General features: G+C 78.6%; 19 protein-coding genes. 13 read left to right on the forward strand and 6 right to left on the reverse strand.

Annotated features, from left to right (window positions below; all coding sequences use genetic code 11):
* The first annotated feature begins 32 nt into the window (after nucleotides 1-32).
* Nucleotides 33-1,574, forward strand: a complete 1,542-nt coding sequence (locus ACI798_RS06270) for an APC family permease (protein WP_456939414.1) — start codon at nucleotides 33-35, stop codon at nucleotides 1,572-1,574.
* Here ACI798_RS06270 and ACI798_RS06275 read toward each other — a convergent pair.
* Entirely contained in the window at nucleotides 1,540-2,778 is a 1,239-nt protein-coding gene (locus ACI798_RS06275) for a lycopene cyclase family protein (protein WP_457047494.1), read from the reverse strand. The genes ACI798_RS06270 and ACI798_RS06275 overlap by 35 nt on opposite strands.
* 110 nt (nucleotides 2,779-2,888) lie before the next feature.
* On the opposite strand from ACI798_RS06275, the gene ACI798_RS06280 reads away from it, so the two are divergent.
* Nucleotides 2,889-3,563 carry a dienelactone hydrolase family protein gene (locus ACI798_RS06280; RefSeq protein ID WP_457047495.1) on the forward strand — a complete coding sequence of 225 codons (675 nt, stop codon included), beginning with the start codon at nucleotides 2,889-2,891 and terminating at the stop codon, nucleotides 3,561-3,563.
* Here the strand turns inward: ACI798_RS06280 and ACI798_RS06285 are convergent.
* Nucleotides 3,539-3,922 (reverse strand): YchJ family protein, encoded by a 384-nt coding sequence (locus tag ACI798_RS06285; protein WP_456939411.1) that lies wholly within the window; start codon nucleotides 3,920-3,922, stop codon nucleotides 3,539-3,541. The genes ACI798_RS06280 and ACI798_RS06285 overlap by 25 nt on opposite strands.
* Before the next feature lie 4 nt (nucleotides 3,923-3,926).
* Nucleotides 3,927-5,576: a glycoside hydrolase family 13 protein gene (locus ACI798_RS06290; RefSeq protein WP_457047496.1), complete on the reverse strand. Its 1,650-nt coding sequence runs from the start codon at nucleotides 5,574-5,576 to the stop codon at nucleotides 3,927-3,929.
* Nucleotides 5,577-5,788: 212 nt separating this feature from the next.
* Between ACI798_RS06290 and ACI798_RS06295 the strand changes: the two genes are divergently transcribed.
* From ACI798_RS06295 to ACI798_RS06305, 3 genes are all read left to right on the forward strand, one after another.
* The gene (locus tag ACI798_RS06295; RefSeq protein WP_457047497.1) at nucleotides 5,789-5,962 is read left to right on the forward strand and encodes a hypothetical protein; all 174 of its coding nucleotides are present in this window, start codon (nucleotides 5,789-5,791) and stop codon (nucleotides 5,960-5,962) included.
* 148 nt (nucleotides 5,963-6,110) lie between these two features.
* Nucleotides 6,111-7,139: an LLM class flavin-dependent oxidoreductase gene (locus tag ACI798_RS06300; protein WP_456939408.1), complete on the forward strand. Its 1,029-nt coding sequence runs from the start codon at nucleotides 6,111-6,113 to the stop codon at nucleotides 7,137-7,139.
* Between the two features lie 74 nt (nucleotides 7,140-7,213).
* Nucleotides 7,214-7,501, forward strand: a complete 288-nt coding sequence (locus ACI798_RS06305) for a PspC domain-containing protein (protein WP_456939407.1) — start codon at nucleotides 7,214-7,216, stop codon at nucleotides 7,499-7,501.
* 7 nt (nucleotides 7,502-7,508) lie between these two features.
* Here ACI798_RS06305 and ACI798_RS06310 read toward each other — a convergent pair whose 3' ends face one another.
* Nucleotides 7,509-10,229, reverse strand: coding sequence for an AAA family ATPase (locus tag ACI798_RS06310; protein WP_457047498.1), 2,721 nt, complete (start codon nucleotides 10,227-10,229; stop codon nucleotides 7,509-7,511).
* Between the two features lie 80 nt (nucleotides 10,230-10,309).
* Here ACI798_RS06310 and ACI798_RS06315 point away from each other — a divergent pair, with 80 nt between their 5' ends.
* On the forward strand, nucleotides 10,310-10,438 hold the full coding sequence (locus ACI798_RS06315; RefSeq protein WP_456939405.1) for a hypothetical protein: 129 nt from the start codon (nucleotides 10,310-10,312) through the stop codon (nucleotides 10,436-10,438).
* 6 nt (nucleotides 10,439-10,444) lie between these two features.
* Here the strand turns inward: ACI798_RS06315 and ACI798_RS06320 are convergent, their stop codons facing one another.
* Nucleotides 10,445-11,227, reverse strand: coding sequence for a helix-turn-helix transcriptional regulator (locus tag ACI798_RS06320; RefSeq protein ID WP_456939404.1), 783 nt, complete (start codon nucleotides 11,225-11,227; stop codon nucleotides 10,445-10,447).
* 234 nt (nucleotides 11,228-11,461) lie between these two features.
* On the opposite strand from ACI798_RS06320, the gene ACI798_RS06325 reads away from it, so the two are divergent.
* From ACI798_RS06325 to mug, 7 genes are all read left to right on the forward strand, one after another.
* Entirely contained in the window at nucleotides 11,462-11,842 is a 381-nt protein-coding gene (locus ACI798_RS06325; protein WP_456939403.1) for a hypothetical protein, read from the forward strand.
* Nucleotides 11,843-12,001: 159 nt separating this feature from the next.
* Nucleotides 12,002-13,186: an FAD-dependent oxidoreductase gene (locus tag ACI798_RS06330; protein WP_457047499.1), complete on the forward strand. Its 1,185-nt coding sequence runs from the start codon at nucleotides 12,002-12,004 to the stop codon at nucleotides 13,184-13,186.
* Nucleotides 13,187-13,255: 69 nt separating this feature from the next.
* Nucleotides 13,256-14,110, forward strand: coding sequence for an SGNH/GDSL hydrolase family protein (locus tag ACI798_RS06335; protein ID WP_457047500.1), 855 nt, complete (start codon nucleotides 13,256-13,258; stop codon nucleotides 14,108-14,110).
* An 80-nt stretch (nucleotides 14,111-14,190) separates the two neighbouring features.
* The gene (locus ACI798_RS06340; protein ID WP_456939400.1) at nucleotides 14,191-14,346 is read left to right on the forward strand and encodes a hypothetical protein; all 156 of its coding nucleotides are present in this window, start codon (nucleotides 14,191-14,193) and stop codon (nucleotides 14,344-14,346) included.
* Nucleotides 14,347-14,438: 92 nt separating this feature from the next.
* Nucleotides 14,439-15,074: a hypothetical protein gene (locus ACI798_RS06345; protein WP_456939399.1), complete on the forward strand. Its 636-nt coding sequence runs from the start codon at nucleotides 14,439-14,441 to the stop codon at nucleotides 15,072-15,074.
* A gap of 343 nt (nucleotides 15,075-15,417) precedes the next feature.
* Entirely contained in the window at nucleotides 15,418-15,864 is a 447-nt protein-coding gene (locus ACI798_RS06350; protein WP_456939398.1) for an alpha/beta hydrolase, read from the forward strand.
* Nucleotides 15,861-16,391 carry a G/U mismatch-specific DNA glycosylase gene (mug, locus tag ACI798_RS06355; RefSeq protein ID WP_456939397.1) on the forward strand — a complete coding sequence of 177 codons (531 nt, stop codon included), beginning with the start codon at nucleotides 15,861-15,863 and terminating at the stop codon, nucleotides 16,389-16,391. The genes ACI798_RS06350 and mug overlap by 4 nt, the downstream gene beginning before the upstream one ends.
* Here mug and ACI798_RS06360 read toward each other — a convergent pair.
* Nucleotides 16,388-19,288, reverse strand: a complete 2,901-nt coding sequence (locus ACI798_RS06360) for a BTAD domain-containing putative transcriptional regulator (protein WP_456939396.1) — start codon at nucleotides 19,286-19,288, stop codon at nucleotides 16,388-16,390. The genes mug and ACI798_RS06360 overlap by 4 nt on opposite strands.
* Between the last annotated feature and the right edge of the window lie 140 nt (nucleotides 19,289-19,428).

Genomic DNA, 19,428 nt, shown 5'->3' on the forward strand with positions numbered 1-19,428 from the left:
AGCGCCCCCACCCCCCACCCGGAAGGCCCCCCGTGCGCCCCACCGACGACGGCGAACCCCAGCTCGCGGAGTTCGGCTACCGGCAGCACCTGGACCGCAGCATCGGCCGGTTCTCCAGCTTCGCCGCCGGCGTCAGCTACATCTCGATCCTCACCGGGACGTTCCAGCTCTTCTACTTCGGCTTCGGCGCCGGCGGCCCGGCGTACGTGTGGTCGTGGCCGATGGTCTTCGTCGGGCAGCTCATGGTCGCGCTGTGCTTCGCCGAGCTCGCCGCCCGCTACCCCGTGGCCGGGTCGCTCTACAACTGGACCAAGCGCCTCGGCAGCGCGACGACGTCGTGGCTGGCCGGCTGGGTGATGCTCACCGCCTCGATCGTGACCCTCGCCGCGACCGCGCTGGCCTACCAGATCACGCTGCCGCAGCTGTGGTCCGGCTTCCAACTGGTGGGCGACGGGACCGGGACCTACGACGTCGCCGTCAACGCCGTCGTGCTGGGCGGCCTGCTGATCACGTTCACCACGCTGGTCAACGCGTTCGGCGTGCGGCTGATGGCGCGGATCAACAGCGCCGGGGTGTTCATCGAGCTGGTGGCCGCGGTGCTGATCGTCGTCGTCCTGGCCACCGCGATCACCCGCGGGCCGCAGGAGGTGCTGTTCGACACCGGCGGCCGGGGCGAGGGCCAGCCGCTGGGCTACCTCGGCGCCTTCCTCGTCGCGGCGCTCGCGTCGGGCTACGTCATGTACGGCTTCGACACCGCCAGCTCGCTCGGCGAGGAGACGGTCGACCCGGGCCGCACCGCACCGCGGGCGATCCTGCGGGCGATCACCGCGTCCTTCGTGCTCGGCGGGCTGATCCTGCTGTTCGGGCTGATGGCCGCCCCCGACCTGACCGACCCGCAGCTGTCCTCCAGCAGCGGGGGCCTGCAGTACGTGCTGCTGTCGGTGGCCGGCACCGGCCTGGGGAAGGCGTTCCTCGTCTGCATCGTCGTCGCGGTCACCGTCTGCTGCCTCGCGGTGCACACCGCGGCCATCCGGATGACCTTCGCCATGGCCCGCGACAACGCGCTGCCCGCTTCCGCCCGGCTCGCGCACGTCGACCCGCGGCGCCGCACGCCGGTGGTGCCCGCCGTCCTGGTCGGGCTGCTCGCCGTCGGCGTGCTGCTGCTCAACGTGCGCCAGCCGCAGGTGTTCACCGCGCTGACCAGCATCGCCGTGGTGATGATCTACCTGGCCTACCTGCTGGTGACCGGGCCGATGCTGGTCGCCCGGCTGCGCGGGCGCTGGCCCCGGCCGGCGCCGGGCCGCTTCTCCCTCGGCCGCCTGGGGCTGCCGGTCAACGTGCTCGCGGTGCTGTGGGGCGCCGGGATGGCGGTCAACCTGGCCTGGCCGCGGCGGGAGGTCTACAACGCCACCGGCGAGCCGCACTGGTACCTGCAGTGGGCCGCGCCGGTGTTCATCGGCGCGATCGTCGCGGTCGGCCTGGCGTGGTACCTGCTGCGCCAGCGCCGGCGCACCGGCGTGCTGCCCGAGCACGCCGCGGTCATCGACCCGACGCCGCCGCCCACCCCCGCCTGAGGCCGCGGGCCGACCCGCCGGCCACCCCCCGCAGCAGCCGCGCCCGCTGCGGGCCGGGCAGCGCGGCGAACACCCGGGCCATCGCCGCGGCGACGGCGGCCGGCGGCGAGCCGACGTCCAGGTAGGCCGCCCAGGCCCGCTCGGGCAGCGCGAAGAACGCGGCGAAGAAGGCATCGGTGGCGCGGGTGTCCAGCGGCAGCAGCACCTCCAGGCCCAGGCCCAGCAGCGCCGCCGTCGTCCGGGGGCGGGCCCGCCGCACCACCGCGCGCGCGTCCCCGCCGGCCGCGAGGGCGGCCGCCACCCGCGGACCCAGCCGCAGCGAGGACGCGACGCTGTACCCGGTGGCCGGGTGCACCAGGCCGGCCGCGGAGCCGAGCGGGGTCCCCGGCCCGGCGGCCCGCGGCGGGGCGTCCAGCGGGATCGCCACCCGCTCGGGCTCCCCGGCCGGGCGCAGGCCGCGGGCGGCGAGGAACCGGTCCAGCCGCGCCCGCAGGTCCGGCAGCGGCACCGGCGGGCGGGCGGCCAGCGAGGTCGCCTCGAGCAGCACGGTGCCGTCGTCGAGGCCGAGGCCGTAGAGGAACGCCGGCGGCGCGGCGGGGTCGGCCAGCGCCGTCCAGTCCATGAGCAGCGCGCCGCCGGGCGGGACGACGTCGTCGACGGGGCCGGCCACCACCTCGCCCCATGCCCGTTGTTGCGCTGCCCGCTGCTGCGCCGTCCCCGGCCCGCCGCCGCGCGCGTCGAGCACCGCCCGCGCGGCCAGCCGGCGCCCGTCGGCGAGGACGGCGACCTCCCCGGCTCCGGCCCCCCCGGCCCCGGCCTCCCCGGCTCCGGCCTCCCCGGACTCGACCGCCGCCAGCCGGCCGGTCACCACCGCGCCGCCGCCGGCGTGCAGCCGGTCGAGCAGGGCGGCGGTGACGACGTCGTTGCGCAGCCGCGCGTAGCCGCGGGCCAGCCGGCGCTCGCCGCCGGCCACGGTGCGCACGACGGTGGGGGAGTACGCGGCCGCGGCGGCGGCCGGGTCGAGCCCGAGCGGGTCCGCCGCGGCCGCCAGCTCGTCGGCCCACAGGCAGTAGGTGGCCGGCCACGGGCGGACCGACGGCGCCACCAGCACCGTCCGCAGCCCCGCGGCGGCGCAGGCGGCGGCCACCGACAGCCCGGCCGGCCCGGCCCCCGCGACGACGACGTCGGCAGCGGGCGCGGGCACCGCGGCAGACCACCACACCCGCCCGCTCCCCGCCACACCCGGGCCCGGACCCGCGCGTCGGGCCGGTCCCCGCCGGGTACCCCGGAGCCGTCGTCCGGGGAGGGACGTCGATGCCCGGTGAGGTCCCCGTCGAGGTGCCCGCGCCCGGGGCGGTGCTGGCCGGCGACCTCGCCGTGCCGGCCGCGGCCCGCGGGGTGGTGCTGTTCGCCCACGGCAGCGGCAGCAGCCGGCGCAGCCCGCGCAACCGGCAGGTGGCCGAAGCGCTCCAGCGGGCGGGCTGGGCCACCCTGCTGCTGGACCTGCTCACGCCCGCCGAGGAGGAGGTCGACGCCCGCACCCGCGAGCTGCGCTTCGACGTCGGCCTGCTGGCCGGCCGGCTGACCGCTGCCGCCGACCTGCTGGACCGCGCGGAGGCGACCGCCGGGCTCCCCCTGGCCACCTTCGGGGCGAGCACCGGGGCGGCGGCGGCCCTCCGCACCGCCGCCGACCGGCCCGGCCGGGTGGGAGCGGTGGTGTCCCGCGGCGGCCGGCCGGACCTGGCCGGGGAGGCGCTGACCCGGGTGCGGGCGCCCACGCTGCTCGTCGTCGGTGGCGCCGACGAGCAGGTGCTCGCGCTCAACCGGGACGCCGCCGCGCGGCTGGGCGGGCCGGCCGAGCTGGCCGTCGTCCCCGGGGCGACCCACCTGTTCCCCGAGCCCGGCGCGCTGGAGCAGGTCGTCGACCGCACGCTGCGCTGGCTGGACCGGTGGCTGCGGAGGCCTCAGGCGGGGTCGCCGTCCACGTAGACCCAGCGGCCGCCGGCGCGCCGGAACCGGCTGCGCTCGGCCTGCACGTGCTCGTGCCCGCCGGCGCGCGAGTGCGCGCGGAAGGTCACCGTGCCCTCGGCGTCGAACAGGCCGCCGCCGGTGGTGGCCAGCACCTCCAGGCCGGTCCAGCGCACCGCCGGGTCCAGCGTCGACGACCGCGGCCGGGTGGCCGGGTCCCACGTCTCCCGCAGGTAGGCGGCGTCGCCGACGGCGAAGGCGCTGTACCGGGAGCGCATGAGCTGCTCCGCGGTGGCGGCGGCCGCCGTCCCGTCGTGCAGCCGCCCGCAGCACTCCGCGTAGGGCAGGCCGGATCCGCAGGGGCAGAGCTCCGGGCTCACGCCGTCAGTCTCCAGCGATCCAGACGGCGGTGTCCGGCGGCAGCGCCACCGAGCGGGCCGAGGTGTGCACCCCGGGACCGGACTCGAGCAGCACCTGGCCGCGGGAGCGGACCAGCACGGTGTCGGCGCCCATGTTGACCACGCAGCGGACGGTGCGCCCGCCGCCGGTGCAGCGCACCGTGAGGACGTCGCCGCGGGTGCTCACGGTGGCCTCGCCGGTGCCCAGCGCCGGGTGCTCGGCGCGCACGGCCAGCGCCTGCCGGTAGAGGTGCAGCACCGAGCCGGAGTCGCGGGTCTGCCGGGAGACGGCGTGCCGCTTCCACTCCGCGGGCACCGGCAGCCACGGCCTCGCGGCGCGGTCGGCGGAGAAGCCGACGCCGGTGGTGGCGTTCCACGGCATCGGGACGCGGCAGCCGTCGCGGCCGGCGCGCTCGCCGTTGCTGCGGAAGAAGATCGGGTCCTGCTTGGCCTCGTCGGGGACGTGCGCCTGCGGCAGGCCCAGCTCGTCGCCGGCGTAGACGTAGGCCGAGCCGGGCAGCGCGAGCAGCAGCAGGGCCGCCGCGCGCGCCCGGGCCAGGCCCGTCTCGCCGCCGCCGAAGCGGGTCACCATGCGGTCCTTGTCGTGGTTGCCGAGCACCCACGACACCGGGGCGCCCACCCGCCCGAAGGCGTCCAGCGCGCTGCTGATCGCCTCGGCGAAGGCCGGGGTGTCCCAGGTCGACTTGAGCAGCCGGAACGACAGCGACTGGTGCAGCTCGTCGGGCCGCGAGTAGAGGGCGACCTCGTCGAGGTCGGCGAGGCACACCTCGCCGACGAGCATGGTGTCCGGGTACTCGTCGCAGACCGCCCGCCAGCGGCGCCACACGTCGTGCACCTCGGGCTGGTTCCACGTCATGGCCTGCTCGGGGCCGTGGCCGAACAGGGTCGGGGAGTACTCGCCCGGGTTGTCGCGCAGCCCGGCGTCCTTGTGGAGCCCGTAGGCGACGTCGACGCGGAAGCCGCTCACCCCGCGGTCGAGCCAGAAGCGCAGGGTGCGCTCGAAGTCCTCGGCCACGACCGGGTCGCGCCAGTTGAGGTCGGGCTGCTCGGGGGCGAACAGGTGCAGGTACCAGCGGCCGTCCGGGGTGCGCGACCAGGCCGGCCCGCCGAACAGCGAGCGCCAGTTGTTGGGCGGCTCCTCCGACGGCGGCGCGAAGTGGTACCGGGAGGCCTCGGGGCAGTCGGGGTCGGCCAGCGCCGCCTGGAACCAGGGGTGCCGGTCGGAGGTGTGGTTGGGGACGACGTCGAGCACGACGCGCAGGCCGAGCTGCCGGGCGTCGGCGACCAGCGCCTCGACGTCGGACACGTCGCCGTACTCGGGGTCCACCGCCCGGTAGTCGACGACGTCGTAGCCGCCGTCGGCACCGCCCGAGGGGTAGTGCGGGTTGATCCACAGCGCGTCGACGCCGAGCCACGACAGGTAGGGCAGGCGGGCGCGCAGGCCGGCGAGGTCACCGATGCCGTCGCCGTTGCCGTCGGCGAACGAGCGCAGGTAGACCTGGTAGACGACGGCCGAGCGCCACCACGGCTGCTCCTCGGTCGCCGGCAGGAGGACGGGCCGGGACCACGGCTGCTGCGCGGCGGCGTTGCCGGCGGCGACGAGTCGAGCGGACATGCGCCCAGGATCGGCATTCACGGTCGTCGAGAGTGACCATCCCGCCGCCAAAGGGTGACGTGCCCGTCGTCACATCTCGCCGAACGCGCAGGTACGCGGGCTGTCACGTGTCCTCCCACACACGCGGATGGGGGAGCGGTCCGTCCGTGTTGCACCACCCGTCCCACGAGTCACGAGCCGCCGTCAGACCGGCGGCAGGGAGTACCCGCACCATGTCCAGCTCTCCGGCCGACCGAGCCGCCTGCTTCCGCCACCCCCGGCACGTCTGGATCGCCAGCTGCCCCGACTGCACCGCCTGGCACCTCGCCGGCCTGCGCGCCGGCGCCGAGAACCGCCCCGCGGCGCCCCGCCCCCGCACCGACGACCGGGCGACCACCGCCGCCTAGGAACCCTGCACGCGAGCGCCCCTCCGGCCACGAGGCCGGAGGGGCGCTCGCGCGTGCGGCGGGTGCGGGGCGGCTGGTTCACTGTCGTTGAGCGCTTGACGAACGGCGTCTCGACGGCAGGGGCGCCCGCCCCGGGAGGAGGACCGCCGTGCACCTCGGCGTCGACAGTTTCGTGGCGGCGGTGACCGACCCGCGGACGGGCCGGCTCGTGGGCCCCGAGGAGCGGATGGCCCACCTGCTGGAGGAGATCGAGCTGGCCGACCGGGTCGGGCTGTACTCCTTCGGCATCGGCGAGCACCACCGGCCCGAGTACTACGACTCCGCGCCGCCGGTGATCCTGGCCGCGGCCGCCGCCCGCACCGAGCGGATCCGGCTGGGCAGCGCCGTCGCGGTGCTGTCGGCGGCCGACCCCGTCCGGGTCTTCCAGCAGTTCGCCACCCTCGACCTCATCAGCCGCGGGCGCATCGACCTCGTCGTCGGCCGCGGCTCGTTCACCGAGGCGTTCCCGCTGTTCGGCCTGTCGCTGGCCGACTACGACGAGCTGTTCGACGAGAAGCTGGACCTGCTGCTGCGCATCCGCGAGTCCGAGCACGTCACCTGGTCCGGCCGGCACCGCCCGGCACTCACCGGCCAGGGCGTGTACCCGCGGCCGCTGCAGGACCCGCTGCCGGTCTGGGTGGGCGTGGGCGGCACCCCGACGTCGTTCGTGCGCGCCGGGCTGCTCGGCCTGCCGCTCATGGTCGCGATCATCGGCGGCGAACCCCGCCAGTTCGCGCCGCTGGTCGACCTCTACCGGCAGGCCGGCGCGCAGGCCGGGCACGCGCCGGAGCGGCTGCAGGTGGGCCTGCACGTGTTCGGCTACGTCGCCGACAGCACGCAGGCCGCCGCGGACACGATCTACCCGGGCTGGCACGAGATGTTCACCAAGGTCTCCCGCGAGCGCGGCTTCCGGGCGCCCACCCGCGCCCAGTTCGACGCCACCAGCGGGCCCGACGGCGCCTTCTTCACGGGCGATCCCGACACCGTGGCCGAGAAGCTGCTGCGGATCTCCGCCCAGCTCGGCGGGGTGGACCGGGTCTCCGTCCAGATGACCAACCCGCGCCTGGCCCACGAGGACCTGCTGCGCGGCATCGAGCTGCTCGGCACCGAGGTCGCCCCGAAGGTCGCCGCGGGCTGACCAGGGTCGGGTCCGGGTGCCGTTCCGGGCCTTCCCCGATGCGCCGCGGGGCCCGGCGGCGGGAGCCTCGTGCCATGACGATCCCGACCTCGTACACCGGAACCCGGCCTCCGCTGCGGCGCAGCTCCACCGACCGCATGCTCGGCGGCGTCTGCGGCGGCCTGGCCGCCTACACCGGCGTCGACGCGGTGCTGTGGCGCGCCGCCGCCGTCGCCCTGACCCTCGCCGGCGGCGCCGGCCTGGTGCTCTACGCCGTCCTGTGGGTGCTCACCCCCGCCGAGCCGCTGCCGCCCGGCGAGCAGCCGCGCCCGGTCGACCGGTTCGTCGACCGGCTGGCCGGCCGCCTCGACCGGGCGGGCTGACCCGCGCTCAGCCCCCGGGCGGGAACAGGGTCGCCAGCCCGACGCGGGAGCGCAGCCCGCGCTTGCGGTAGACGCTGCTCAGGTGGTGCTCCACGGTCTTCGGGCTGAGGAACAGCGCCGCGGCGACCTCCGCGTTCGAGGCGCCCCGCGCTGCCAGGACGGCGATCCGCGTCTCCTGCGCGGTGAGGGGCTCCTCGGGCAGCGGCCGGCGCGGGCGCGCGGTCCGCCCGGTGGCCCGCAGCTCGTCCTCGGCCCGCTGCGCCCAGGCGGTGAGGTCCAGCGCGGCGAAGGCGTCGGCCGCCGCGGCCAGCTGCTCGCGCGCCCGCGTCCGCTGCCCCGACCGGCGCAGCTGCGCCCCGAACAGCAGCCGCGTGCGCGGGGTCTCGAAGGGGTCGGGCGCGAGCGCGTGGGCGGCGAGCGACCGCTCGAACAGCGCCGCCGCGGCCTCGTCGTCGGGGCAGGTCAGGGCCCGGCAGCGGGCCACCAGCGCGGCCGTGGGCGGCAGCGGCGACCGGGACACCCGCTCGTACTCCCCGGCCAGCTCCGCGGCCTCGGCGACCCGCCCGAGCCCGGTCCAGGCCTCGACCAGCAGCGGCGCCACACCCAGCGGCTCGCCGAGCGCGCCGGTCCCGCCGTCGGCCGCCAGCCGTGCCTCCAGCGGCCGGGCCACCGCGGCCAGGTCGCCGCGGCAGAGCGCGCAGAACGCCTCGGCGAGGGGCAGGTGCGCCGCCACGGCGGCGGTGCCGGCGCGGGTGACCAGCGCGCGGGCACGCTCCAGGTGCGCCGCCGCCTCCGCGTGCCGCCCGCGCATCGCGGCCTCCGAGGCCAGCAGCTCCAGGGCCGGCGCGGCGTCGGCGACGTAGCCCAGCTGCTCGGCGAGCTCGACCGCCTCGCCGGCGTCGGCGTAGGCGCCCGGGTGGTCGCCCAGCAGCTCCGCCCGGCCGTGGGCGGTCATCGACAGGACGGCGACCAGCACGCCCAGCGCCCCGACCTCCCGGGCCTCGCGCAGGCGGCGCTCCACGACCGGGACGGCGGCGAACGGGTCGGGCAGCCAGCCCACCGCGAGGACGAGCAGCGGCAGCAGCCGGGGCTCCGCCCGCGGCTCCGGCCCCGCCTCCATCCCCGCCAGCGCCCGGCGCAGGTCGGACCGGCCGCGGTCGGGGTCGCCGGCGTGCAGGGCGGCGATCCCGGTGACCCACGCCGCGAGCACCTGCTGCAGCGGGTCGCCGGGCTCCGCGGCGGCCGCGATCCGCCGCGCCGTCGCCTGCATCCCCGCCACGTCCCCGAGCCGGTGCTGCACGACGGCGAGGTCGGTGAGCACCCAGGCGGCGGTGCGGCCGGTGGCGAGGTCGGCCGCCGCGCGCAGCAGGTCGCCCGCGGCCGGCACCGAGCCGGTGTCCTGCTCGACCCGGCCCAGCACGTGCAGGACCTCCGCCCGCGCGGACGCCGGCGCCTCGGCGCGCAGGACGGCGCCGGCCAGCGCCCGCGCGCGGGCGGCGTCCCCGCCGACGGCGGCGTCCCGGACGGCGGCCGCCAGCAGCCCCGCGGCACGGGTGGCGTCCCCGGTCAGCGCGGCCGCGCGCTCCAGCGCCGCCGACGACGCCGCGTACCCGCGCCGCGCCCGGGCCCGGCCGGCTGCGGCGGCCAGCTCGCCGGCCAGCGCCTCGTCGGGCCCGGCGGCGGCCAGGGCGCGGTGCCACACCGCCGCGAGGTCGTCGCCGGTCCGGACGCTGTCGGCCAGCAGGCGGTGCGCCCGCCGGCGCTCGGCGGGCGTCGCGCGGTGCCACACCAGGCTGCGCAGCAGCGGGTGCCGGAACGCCAGGGCGTCCCCGTCGCGCACGACGACGCCCCGCTCCTCCGCCGCGTCCAGGGCCGCGGCGGGGTCGGTGCCCGACCGGGCGAGCGCCGCGGCCACGGCGGCGGCGCTGCCGTCGTGGGCCGCGGCCAGCAGCAGCACCGCCTCCCGCGCCCCGGCCGGCAGCGCGGCCAGCTCCGGCTCGAGCGCCCCGGCCAGCGCCGGGCCGGCCGGCAGGTCCGCGGGCAGCGGCTCGGTGCCCGCCCGCTGGGCCGGCGACAGGGCCGCGGCCACCTCCAGGAGCGCCAGCGGGACCCCGCCGAGGCGGTCGACCAGCCGGCGCGCCACGGCGGGGGCGACCGCGTCGGCGAGCAGTGCGCGGGCGGCGTCGTCGGGCAGGGCGGCGACCGGGAGGACGGCGGCGCCGGGCAGCGGGCCGGGTCCCGGCCGCCGCGCCACCAGCACCGCGACCCGGTCCCCGTGCACCCGGCGCGCGGCGAACAGCAGCGCGGTCGCGGACTCCGCGTCGGCCCACTGCAGGTCGTCGACCACGACGAGCAGGGGAGCGGCCGCCGCGGCCGCCGCCAGCAGCGAGAGGGTGCCCGCCGCGACCAGGTGCCGCTCGCCCGGGACGTCGGCCGGCCCCCAGCCCAGCGCCGCGGCGAGTGCCGCCGCCTGCCCGGGCGGGACCTCCGGCAGCAGGGGGCGCAGCGGGCCGAGCAGCTCCAGGAGGACGGCCTGCGGCAGCGTCGCCTCCGACTCGATCCCGCGGGCGCGCAGCACCGTCCACCCGCCGGCCCGCGCGGCCGCCGCCTGCAGCAGGGCGGTCTTCCCGACGCCGGCCTCGCCCTCGACGACCAGCAGGCCCGGCCGGCCCGCGCGGGCGTCGTCGAGGAGCCGGTCGAGGTGCGCGAGCTCCGCCGCCCGGCCCACCAGGTCGCGGGTTTCCCCCGACGCGACGCCGCCGCCGCCGGCCGGAGCCTGGTCCGGCAGCCGCTCCGAGGGAGGACGCCATGACCGCGAGCCCGACCCCGACGCCGGCCCGTCCGCCGTCGCCGACCGCCGCGCGGATGCGGTGGATGGCCTCCTGGTTCGGGGCGCCCCTGGACCCCCGGCTCCTGCCCTGGCGGACACCGCGGTGACCCCGTTCAGCCGGACAGCGCCGCCGGCGCGGCCAGGATGCCCCGGCGCTGCGCCTCGAGGACCGCGGTGAGCCGGTCGTGGACGCCGAGCTTCCGGTACAGCCGCGCGGCGTGCGTGGTGACCGTGCGGGTCGAGCAGCCCAGCCGGTGCGCCGTCGCGGTGGCCGTCAGCCCCTCCGCGAGGCACACCAGGACGGCCGTCTCCCGGCAGGTGAGGCCCGCGGCGCGGGCCGGCTCGTGACCGTCCCCGGCGCCGTCCTGCCAGGCCCGCACCGTCCGCACGTGCCGGTCCAGCGCGCGCAGCACCGGCGCGACGTCGCCGAGCAGCGCGAGGTCGGCCGCGGTGAAGTCGCGGCGGGGCCGGCCGAAGGCGAACCCGCAGACCTCGGCCGGCCCGCCCCGCAGCGGCAGGCTGACCACCTGGTCCCAGCCGCACACCGAGGCGATGACGCCGCGGGCGGGGGACCGGCGCCAGCTCTGCCAGCCGCCGGCCGCCTCCTGCGCGGTCGCGGGCGTGAGGTCCCCGGCCGCGGCGGCGGTCAGCAGGGGGTGCACCGAGCGCATGCGGTGCGTGGCGTCGACCAGCAGCTCGAGCTGACCGGGGCCCAGGCCGGTGGCGGTGATCTCGGTGGCCCCGGTGCGCCAGTCGGTGCGCTGCAGCACCGCGGCGGACGCCTCCAGGCGGGGGCACAGGACGGCGAACACCGGGCCGGCGGGCAGCCGGGGGCCGACCATGCCGTCGAGCGTGCCCACCACCAGGTCGGTCAGCTCCCGGACCACAGGCTCCATGGCCGGCCTCCGACGATCCTGCGCGGACCCCGCGGGTCCCGCGTCGGTCGCGTGTGCAGCCCTCTGCGCAGGACGAGCGTGGCCGCCCCTGCGGGCCGGCGTCAACGGAGATCCGCACGCCGTCAAGGGGGTGCCGCACCCCGCCGGATACGCAGATGTGCGTACAGACGGTGCCGATCCGCCGTCCCTAGCGTCCGTGCCGCACCACCACCGGCCCGACCACCAGGGGGAACCGTGTCTCTCCTCGTCCTGCACCTGCGGTGGAACGACGTCGACCCGGAGCAGTACGAGGTGCTGCGCCGGGCCCTCCCGGAGGACGCGGACCGGCCGCCGCGCTGCCTCTCGCGCCGGCACGTCCGGCAACCCCGGTCGGTGATGGTCTACGAGGTCTGGGACGACGCCCGGGCCGCGGAGGACGAGCTGGGCCGGATCCGCGCCCTGCTGGACGCCGGGCCCGAGCAGCCGCAGCGCGTCGTGTTCGTGCTGCCCGACGTCTTCGCCCCGGGCTTCGCCCGCCGGCCCGCCCGCCCGGCGCCCGCGCCGGAGGTCGCCACCGTGCCGGTCGTCCCGGCCCCGCGGCAGCCGGAGTCCCCGGTCACGGTGCCGACGACCTGACCGCCGGGACCTCCGCCGCGTGCCCCCGCCGGGGTGCCCGGCGGACCGGGCGGCGGCCACGGAGGTCCCGCCCGGGCCCGGCCCGGTGCCGGTGGTGCCGGCGGACGGGAGGGCGTCAGGGGGTTGGCGCGCGCCGCCGGGTGTGGGGGGATGCCGGGCATGACGCGCGCGATCGTGGTCGGCGGCGGGGTGGCGGGGCCGGTGGCGGCCATGGCGCTGCAGCGGGTGGGGATCGGGGCGACGGTGCACGAGGCGCACCCGGCTCCCGCAGGCGACGTCGGCGCGTGGCTGGGTGTGCAGGTCAACGGCCTCGACGCGCTCGCGGCGGTGGGCGCCGAGGACGCCGTCCGCGCGGCGGGCTTCCCGACGCCCACCATCGAGTTCCGCAGCGGGACCGGCCGGGTCCTGGCCGCCCTCCCCACCGGGGACCCGTCGGGCAGGCGCGGCACCGGCGTCTCGCTGCGCCGCTCGGACCTCTACCGGGCGCTGCACGCGGAGGCGGTCGGGCGCGGCATCGAGGTCCGCTACGGCTCCCGCCTCACCGGGGTGCGCGACACCGGCAGCGGCGTCACCGCGGAGTTCGCCGACGGCCGCACCGAGACCGCGGACCTGCTGGTCGGTGCGGACGGCGTCCGGTCGACGGTGCGCACGCTGGTCGACCCCGCCGCCCCGCCGCCCCGCTTCGTGCCGGTGCTCAACACCGCCGGGTACTCCGCGCACGTGCCGGACGGCGCCGAGGTGGGCCGGCTGACCATGGTGTTCGGCCGCCGCGCCTTCGCCGGGTACCTCGCCGCGCCGGACGGCGGCACCTGGTGGTTCGCCAACCCGCCGCTGACCCGCGAGCCGGCCGACGGGGAGGTCGCCGGCACGCCCGACGCGCGCTGGCGGGCCCTGCTCCACGACCTGTACGGGAGCGACCGGTCCCCGCTGGCGGACCTGGTGGCGGCCACCCCCGGGCCGCTGCGCGGGTGGACGACGTACGACGTCCCCACCCTGCGCCGCTGGTCCCGCGGCCGCACGGTCCTGATCGGGGACGCCGCGCACGCGACCTCGCCGGCCGCGGGGCAGGGCTCGTCGCTGGCGATGGAGGACGCCGTCGTCCTCGCCTCGTGCCTGCGGGACCTGCCGGTCGGCGACGCCCTGCGCGTCTTCGAGGAGCGGCGGCGGGCGCGCGCGGAGCGGGTCGTCGCCCAGGCGTTCCGCCGGAGCAGCGCGACGCCGCCGCCGGCCGTGGGCCGCACCGTCCGCGACGCCGTCCTGCCGCTGGTCCTGCGCCGCCGCGACCCGGCGGCGTGGGTGCGGGCGCACCGGGTGGAGCCGCTCGCCGCCGCCGGGGCCGGGTGACCGCCGTCACCCGGCCGGGCCGGCGTCGTTGAGCCCGGCGACCTGCCCCCGGCCCCGATGGAGTGGTCCGTGCGCCGACTGCTGACCGTCCTGCTCGCCGCGCTCGCCGGCGTCCTGCTCGTCGTCCCCCCGGCCGCGGCCGCGCCCCCGGGACCGCTGCGCTACGTCGCGCTCGGCGACTCCTACAGCGCGGCCTCCGGCGTGCTGCCGCCGGACCCGACCGCCGCGCCGCAGTGCCTGCGCTCCACCCGCAACTACCCGCAGGTGATCGCGCAGGCCACCGGCGCGCAGCTGACCGACGTCACCTGCGGCGGCGCGGACACCTCCGACCTCACCACCGCCCAGCACCCCGGCGTGCCGCCCCAGCTCGCGGCGCTGTCCCCGGACACCCAGCTGGTCACGATGACCATCGGCGGCAACGACAGCGGGGTGTTCATCGAGTCGATCCTGCGCTGCGGCACCGCCGGGCTGCTGACGCTGGGCCGCGGCAGCCCGTGCCGCGACACCTACGGCACCTCGTTCGAGGACACCGTCCGCACCACCACCTACCCGGCGCTGGTGCAGGCGCTGACGGCGGTGCGCGAGGCCGCGCCGCGCGCCCGGGTCGCGATCCTCGGCTACCCCGCGATCCTCCCGCCGACCGGCGGCTGCTTCGACCGGATGCCGATCGCCGAGGGCGACGTCCCCTACCTGCACTCCCTGCAGACCACCCTCGACGACGCCGTCCGGCGCGCGGCCGCGGCCACCGGCGTCACCTACGTCGACCTGTCCCGCGCCTCGGCCGGGCACGACGCCTGCGCGCCGATCGGCGTCCGCTGGGTCGAGCCGGTGCTGCAGGGCACCAACGCGGTGGTCGTGCACCCGAACGCGCTCGGCGAGGCGGAGATGGCCGCCCGGGCGATGGCGGTGCTGCGCCTGCACTGACCCGGCCCGGTACCCCACCGGCGGCGTGGCCCGCCGCCGGCGGGGTACGGGACGGGACGACACGCACCCGAGGAGGAGCGATGAGCGAGACCGACCCCACCCCCCAGGCCGGCCCGGACGAGGAGGGCTCGCAGGCCAGCGTCGGCCCGGACGTCGCGCACGCCGGGGGAGGGCGCACGGCCGGGGAGACCTCGGTCGACGACGCGGTGGGCTCGGAGGCCGACCCCCCGCGGTGAGCGGGCCGCCCCGGGGCGGTGCCACGCCCCGCCCGGACCTCCGCCGGCGGGCCGGCGGAGGGTCCCCGTGCCGGGCCGGGTAGGGCGGGGACGTGGACGCGCGCCGGCTCGTGATGGGGGACTGGACGCCCGTGCTCCGGGACGGCATCGACGTCCTGCGGCTGCTGCTGCTCGCCGGCGGGGTCGCCTACGCGGTGGCGGGGCGGGCGGGGGACGCGGCGGTCCTGCTGTTCCTGGGGGCGGTCACCGTCCTGGCGCGGCTGGTCGACCTGCCGCGGGTGTACGACCTCGCACTGACCGCCGGGATGGTCCTGCAGGGGTTCGGCGAGACGCTGGGCCTCTACGACCGGTTCGTCCGCTTCGACGACCTGGTGCACGTCACGCTGCCGCTGCTCACCGCGCCCGTCGTCTACATCGCGCTCGCCCGCCTCGACGTCGTCCCCGACCCCCGCGACGAGACCCACCTGCGCCACTACGTCGGGATCGCGGTCGTCACGACGGCGCTCGGCGTCACGATCGGCGCGCTGTGGGAGGTGTACGAGTGGCGGTCCGACGCGTGGTTCGGCACGCGGCTGTCGGAGGGCAACGACGACACCAACGGCGACCTCGTCCGTGACACCCTCGGGTCCCTGGTCGGTGCGGCGCTGCTGGTGGCGTGGGCCCGCTTCGGCTGGGGGTCGGTCCGCCGGATCCCGGGGGTGAACACCCACGAGGAGGTCAGCGCCTGAGTGGCACCCGTGCACCGCGCTCACGCGCCGGCGGCTGCTCCTGGCGGCGGGCCGGGTCGCCGGGGCGGCCCTCCTGACCGGCTGCGCGGTCCGGCTGCCCGGAGCGGTCGACGCCGACGGGGCCGCCGTCCTGACCGCACGCCCGACCGCTCCACCGGACCTCCCGCCCCCGCCCCCGGGCACCGCCGCCCTCGGCCTCCAGGAGACGCGCGACTCCCTGCTGCACGTCCCCGCCGCCGGGGTCGCCGGCCCGGCGCCGCTCGTCGTCGTCCTGCACGGCGCGGGGGGTGACGCCGGGGCCGGGCTCGGGCTGCTGCGGTCCCTCGCCGACGAGCGCGGGCTGGTGCTGCTGGCCCCCGCCTCCCGGGGCTCGACCTGGGACGCCGTCCAGCGCGGCCACGGGCCCGACGTCGCGGGGATCGACCGCGCGCTGACCGCCGTCCTCGCCCGGGTGCCGGTCGACCCCGCCCGGGTCGCCGTCGCCGGCTTCTCCGACGGCGCGTCCTACGCGCTGGGGCTGGGGCTGGCCAACGGCGGGCTGTTCCGGAGGGTCGTCGCCTTCTCCCCGGGGTTCGTCCCGCCGGCGACGCGCAGCGGGCGGCCGGCGGTCTTCGTGTCCCACGGGACCGGCGACGACGTCCTGCCGGTCGAGCGGACCAGCCGCGAGATCGTCCCCGCCCTCCGCGACGACGGGTACGACGTCACCTACCGGGAGTTCGGCGGCGGGCACGTCGTCCCACCCGAGGTCGCCCGGGAGGCGGTCGACTGGCTCGGCGGAGGGACGGGGTGACCCGGTCCGCGCCGGGGGGAGCGGGCAAGCCGCTGCCCGACGTCGTCGCCCCCGGCCTGGACGTCCTGTTCTGCGGGATCAACCCCTCGCTGCTGTCGGCCGAGCGCGGCCACCACTTCGCCCGCCCCGGCAACCGGTTCTGGCCCGCGCTGCACCTGGCGGGGCTCACCCCCCGCCGGCTGGCGCCGGAGGAGGACCGCGACCTGCCCCGCTACGGGCTGGGGGTGACCAACCTCGCCGACCGGCCCACGCGGACGGCGGCCGAGCTCACCGCCGAGGAGTTGCGCGCGGGCGTCGCGGCGCTGGCCGGCCTGGTCGCGCGCTGCCGCCCGCGGGTGCTGGCGGTCCTCGGGCTCACCGCCTGGCGGCTGGCCACCGGCGCGCCCCGCGCGGGCTGGGGCCGCCAGCCGGTGTCGGTCGGCGGCGCCGAGACGTGGGTGCTGCCCAACCCGAGCGGGCTGAACGCGCACTTCCAGCTGCCCGACCTCGCCCGGCTGTACGCCGGGCTGCGGCCACCCGACGGCTAGGCGACCGGGTCCGCGGTGCGGGTCTCCGCGGCGAGCCGGCCCACCATCGCCACCGCCTCGCCGCGGTCGAGGACCGCGCCCTCGGCCAGCGCGGTGTCGTACTCGACCTCGTCGAGGGCCTCGCGGGTGGCGGTGACGTAGCGCTGCCCGTCCAGCGGGTCCATCCGCAGCGGGTCGTAGCCGACCTGCCGGGCGACGGCCTGCACCGCGCCGAGCAGCACCGCCGCGGTGCGCGGCCGGCCCGACGCGGTGACCGCGCCGACGGCGGCCAACAGCCCGGCGAGGGTGCCGGTGGCGTCGCCCTCGCGGTGGGTCAGCTCGACCATCGCCCACAGGTCGGCCAGCGCCTCGGCGGCCCGGCCGACGTCGGTGAGCGCCTTGGCCCGGATCCACAGCACCGAGGAGTGCGCCCAGGAGTGGCCCAGGCGCAGCGCGAGCTGCTCGGCGCGGCCGAGGTGCTCCAGCGCGCCGTCGAGGTCGCCGGCGGCCCGCGAGAACTGGCCGAGGGTCATGGCGATCTCGACCTGCACCCACTCGATGCCCGAGGCCTGCGCCAGCGCCAGGCCGCGGGCGATGTCCGCCGCGACCTCGCCGTCGGGGTCGGGCTGGCCGAGCAGCGCCCGCACGAAGCCGCGCAGGACGAGGGCGAGGGGCAGCACCGGGTCGGCGTCGTCGGCGGTCTCGGCGATCTCGCTGGTCCGCGCCCACAGCGAGGGCACGTCGCCGGACAGGTAGGCCAGCAGCGCGTCGGCGAGCAGCGCGCCGCTGCGCACGCCGGCGGGCGCGCCGGGGGTGCTGTCGAGCGCGGCGGCCAGCCAGCGGCGGCCCTCCTGCACGTGGCCGCGGCGGTACCAGTACCAGCCCAGCGCCCCGCCGATCCGCAGCGCGGCCTCGCCCTGCCCGGTGGCCAGCGCGTGCCCGAGCGCCGCCCGCAGCGCCGGCTGCTCGGCGTCGAGCCGGCGGGCGCTCCCGGTCCACAGCGGGCTGCGCAGCGTCGGCTCCAGCCGCTCGGTGAGCGCGACGGCGAAGCCGGTCAGCCGGTCGCGCAGCCGCCGCGACGCGGCCTCGTCCAGCGCCTGCTCGGCGTACTGCCGCAGCGTCTCGAGCATCCGGTAGCGCCCGGCCGCGTGGTCGAGCTCGACCAGCGACTTGGCCACCAGCACCCGCAGCAGCTCCAGCGCCCGGCCGTCGACCTCCGGCCCGGCCACCGCCTCGACCAGGTCCGGGCCGAAGGTGCCGGGCAGCACCGAGACCGCCTGGAAGACGGCGAGCTCGGCGGGCGCGAGCAGGTCGACGCTCCACTGCACGGTGGCCGCGAGCGTGCGCTGGTGCGGCACCGCGGTGCGCCAGCCGCCCGACAGCAGGGCGAACCGGTCGTCGACCCGGCCGGCGACCTCGGCCAGCGGGAGGGTGGTGAGGCAGGCGGCGGCCAGCTCCACCGCCAGCGGCAGGCCGTCGAGGGCGGCGACCAGGTCGCGGACGTGGCCCAGGTCCTCCGCGGAGGGGTCGGCCAGGTGCGGGGCGGCCAGCCGGGCGCGGTCGAGGAACAGCCGCTCGGCGTCGCTGCCGGGCGCGTCGGCGGGCATGGGACCGCAGGGCAGCACCGCCTCGCCGGGCAGCCCGAGCGGCTCCCGGGAGGTGGCCAGCACCTGCAGCTCGGGGCAGCGGGGGAGCAGCGCGGCGCACACCGCGGCGGCGGCGTCGACGACGTGCTCGCAGTTGTCCAGCACCAGCAGCAGCGGCCGGTCCTGCAGGGCGGTGGCGACGGCGCCCAGCGGGTCCCCGCCGGCCAGCGTCACGCCCAGTACGGTGGCCACCTGCCCGGCGACCAGCTCGGGGTCCTCGACGCCGGCCAGCTCGACCAGCGCGGCCGGCGGCGACCCGGCCGGCCGGCGGTGCGCGGCCTCCAGCGCCAGCCGGGTCTTGCCGCTGCCGCCGGGCCCGACCAGCGTGACCAGCCGCTGCCCGGACAGCGCGGCGGCCAGCCGGCCGAGCTCGGCGGTGCGGCCGACGAAGGCGGTGAGCGGGACCGGAAGGGGGCCCAGGGCACGCACCGCCGGAGGCGCCGGGGGAGCCGGGGGAGCCGGCACGGCCTCCGGCGCGGGGGCCGGGGCGGGTGCCGGCGCGGGCCCGGCCAGCGCCGGGTCCTGGCGCAGGATCTGCTCGTACAGGGACTGCAGCGGCCGGCCCGGGTCGACGCCCAGCCCGTCGGCGAGCAGCCGGCGCCCCTCGTCGTAGACCTCGAGCGCCTCGGCCTGCCGGCCGCAGCGGTACAGGGCGAGCATCAGGGAGGCGCGCAGGCCCTCGCGCAGCGGCTCGGCGCGCAGCAGTTCCCGGACGTCGTCGACGATCTCGGCGTGCCGGCCCAGCCGCAGGTCCAGCTCGGCGGCCAGTTCCCGGGCCGCCAGCCGCAGCTGCTCGAGCCGCTCGGACTCCTCGGCGGCGAAGGTGGCCGCGACGTCGGCGTAGGCGGGGCCGCGCCACAGCGCCAGCCCCTCGGCCACCGCGGCGCGGGCGCCCTCGGCGTCCCCGCGGGCGGCGAGGTCCCGGGCCGTGCGCAGCAGCTGGGCGAAGCGGACCGCGTCGACGTCCTCGGGGGCGACCGCGAGCCGGTAGCCGGGCTCGCGGGTGACCAGCAGCGTCCAGCGGCCGCCGGTGACGTCGGGCTCGAGCTCCCGGCGCAGCCGGGACACGATCGACTGCAGGGTGGCCGCCACGGCGGTGGGCGGCTGGCCGCTCCACACGCGGTCGACGAGCAGGTCGACGGGGACGGTCCGCCCGGCGTCGACCAGCAGTGCGGCCAGGACGGCGCGGTGGCGGGGGGACTGGGGCGCGAGGAGCTGTCCGTCGCGCCAGACCTCCACGGGTCCGAGCACGCGGTACGAGGTGCCGGTCATCGGCGGGCAGGCTAGGGGCCCGGACCCGCCCGCGGGAGTGTCCGCGACGCCCCGTGACCTGCCGGTGACCTCCCGGTCGCGCGCGTGACCTGCTGCCCAAGCGGTCGCCAAGGGGACACCAAGGACCGCCGACCACCCTC

The sequence above is a fragment of the Geodermatophilus sp. SYSU D01045 genome (assembly GCF_054050295.1).

Bases quoted from the DNA above. Each gene is read 5' to 3' on its own strand.
- ACI798_RS06280 (WP_457047495.1), top strand. From the start codon at position 2,889: ATGCCCGGTGAGGTCCCCGTCGAGGTGCCCGCGCCCGGGGCGGTGCTG.
- ACI798_RS06290 (WP_457047496.1), bottom strand. From the start codon at position 5,576: ATGTCCGCTCGACTCGTCGCCGCCGGCAACGCCGCCGCGCAGCAGCCG.
- ACI798_RS06295 (WP_457047497.1), top strand. From the start codon at position 5,789: ATGTCCAGCTCTCCGGCCGACCGAGCCGCCTGCTTCCGCCACCCCCGG.
- ACI798_RS06305 (WP_456939407.1), top strand. From the start codon at position 7,214: ATGACGATCCCGACCTCGTACACCGGAACCCGGCCTCCGCTGCGGCGC.
- ACI798_RS06315 (WP_456939405.1), top strand. From the start codon at position 10,310: ATGACCGCGAGCCCGACCCCGACGCCGGCCCGTCCGCCGTCGCCGACC.
- ACI798_RS06320 (WP_456939404.1), bottom strand. From the start codon at position 11,227: ATGGAGCCTGTGGTCCGGGAGCTGACCGACCTGGTGGTGGGCACGCTC.
- ACI798_RS06330 (WP_457047499.1), top strand. From the start codon at position 12,002: ATGACGCGCGCGATCGTGGTCGGCGGCGGGGTGGCGGGGCCGGTGGCG.
- ACI798_RS06340 (WP_456939400.1), top strand. From the start codon at position 14,191: ATGAGCGAGACCGACCCCACCCCCCAGGCCGGCCCGGACGAGGAGGGC.
- ACI798_RS06360 (WP_456939396.1), bottom strand. From the start codon at position 19,288: ATGACCGGCACCTCGTACCGCGTGCTCGGACCCGTGGAGGTCTGGCGC.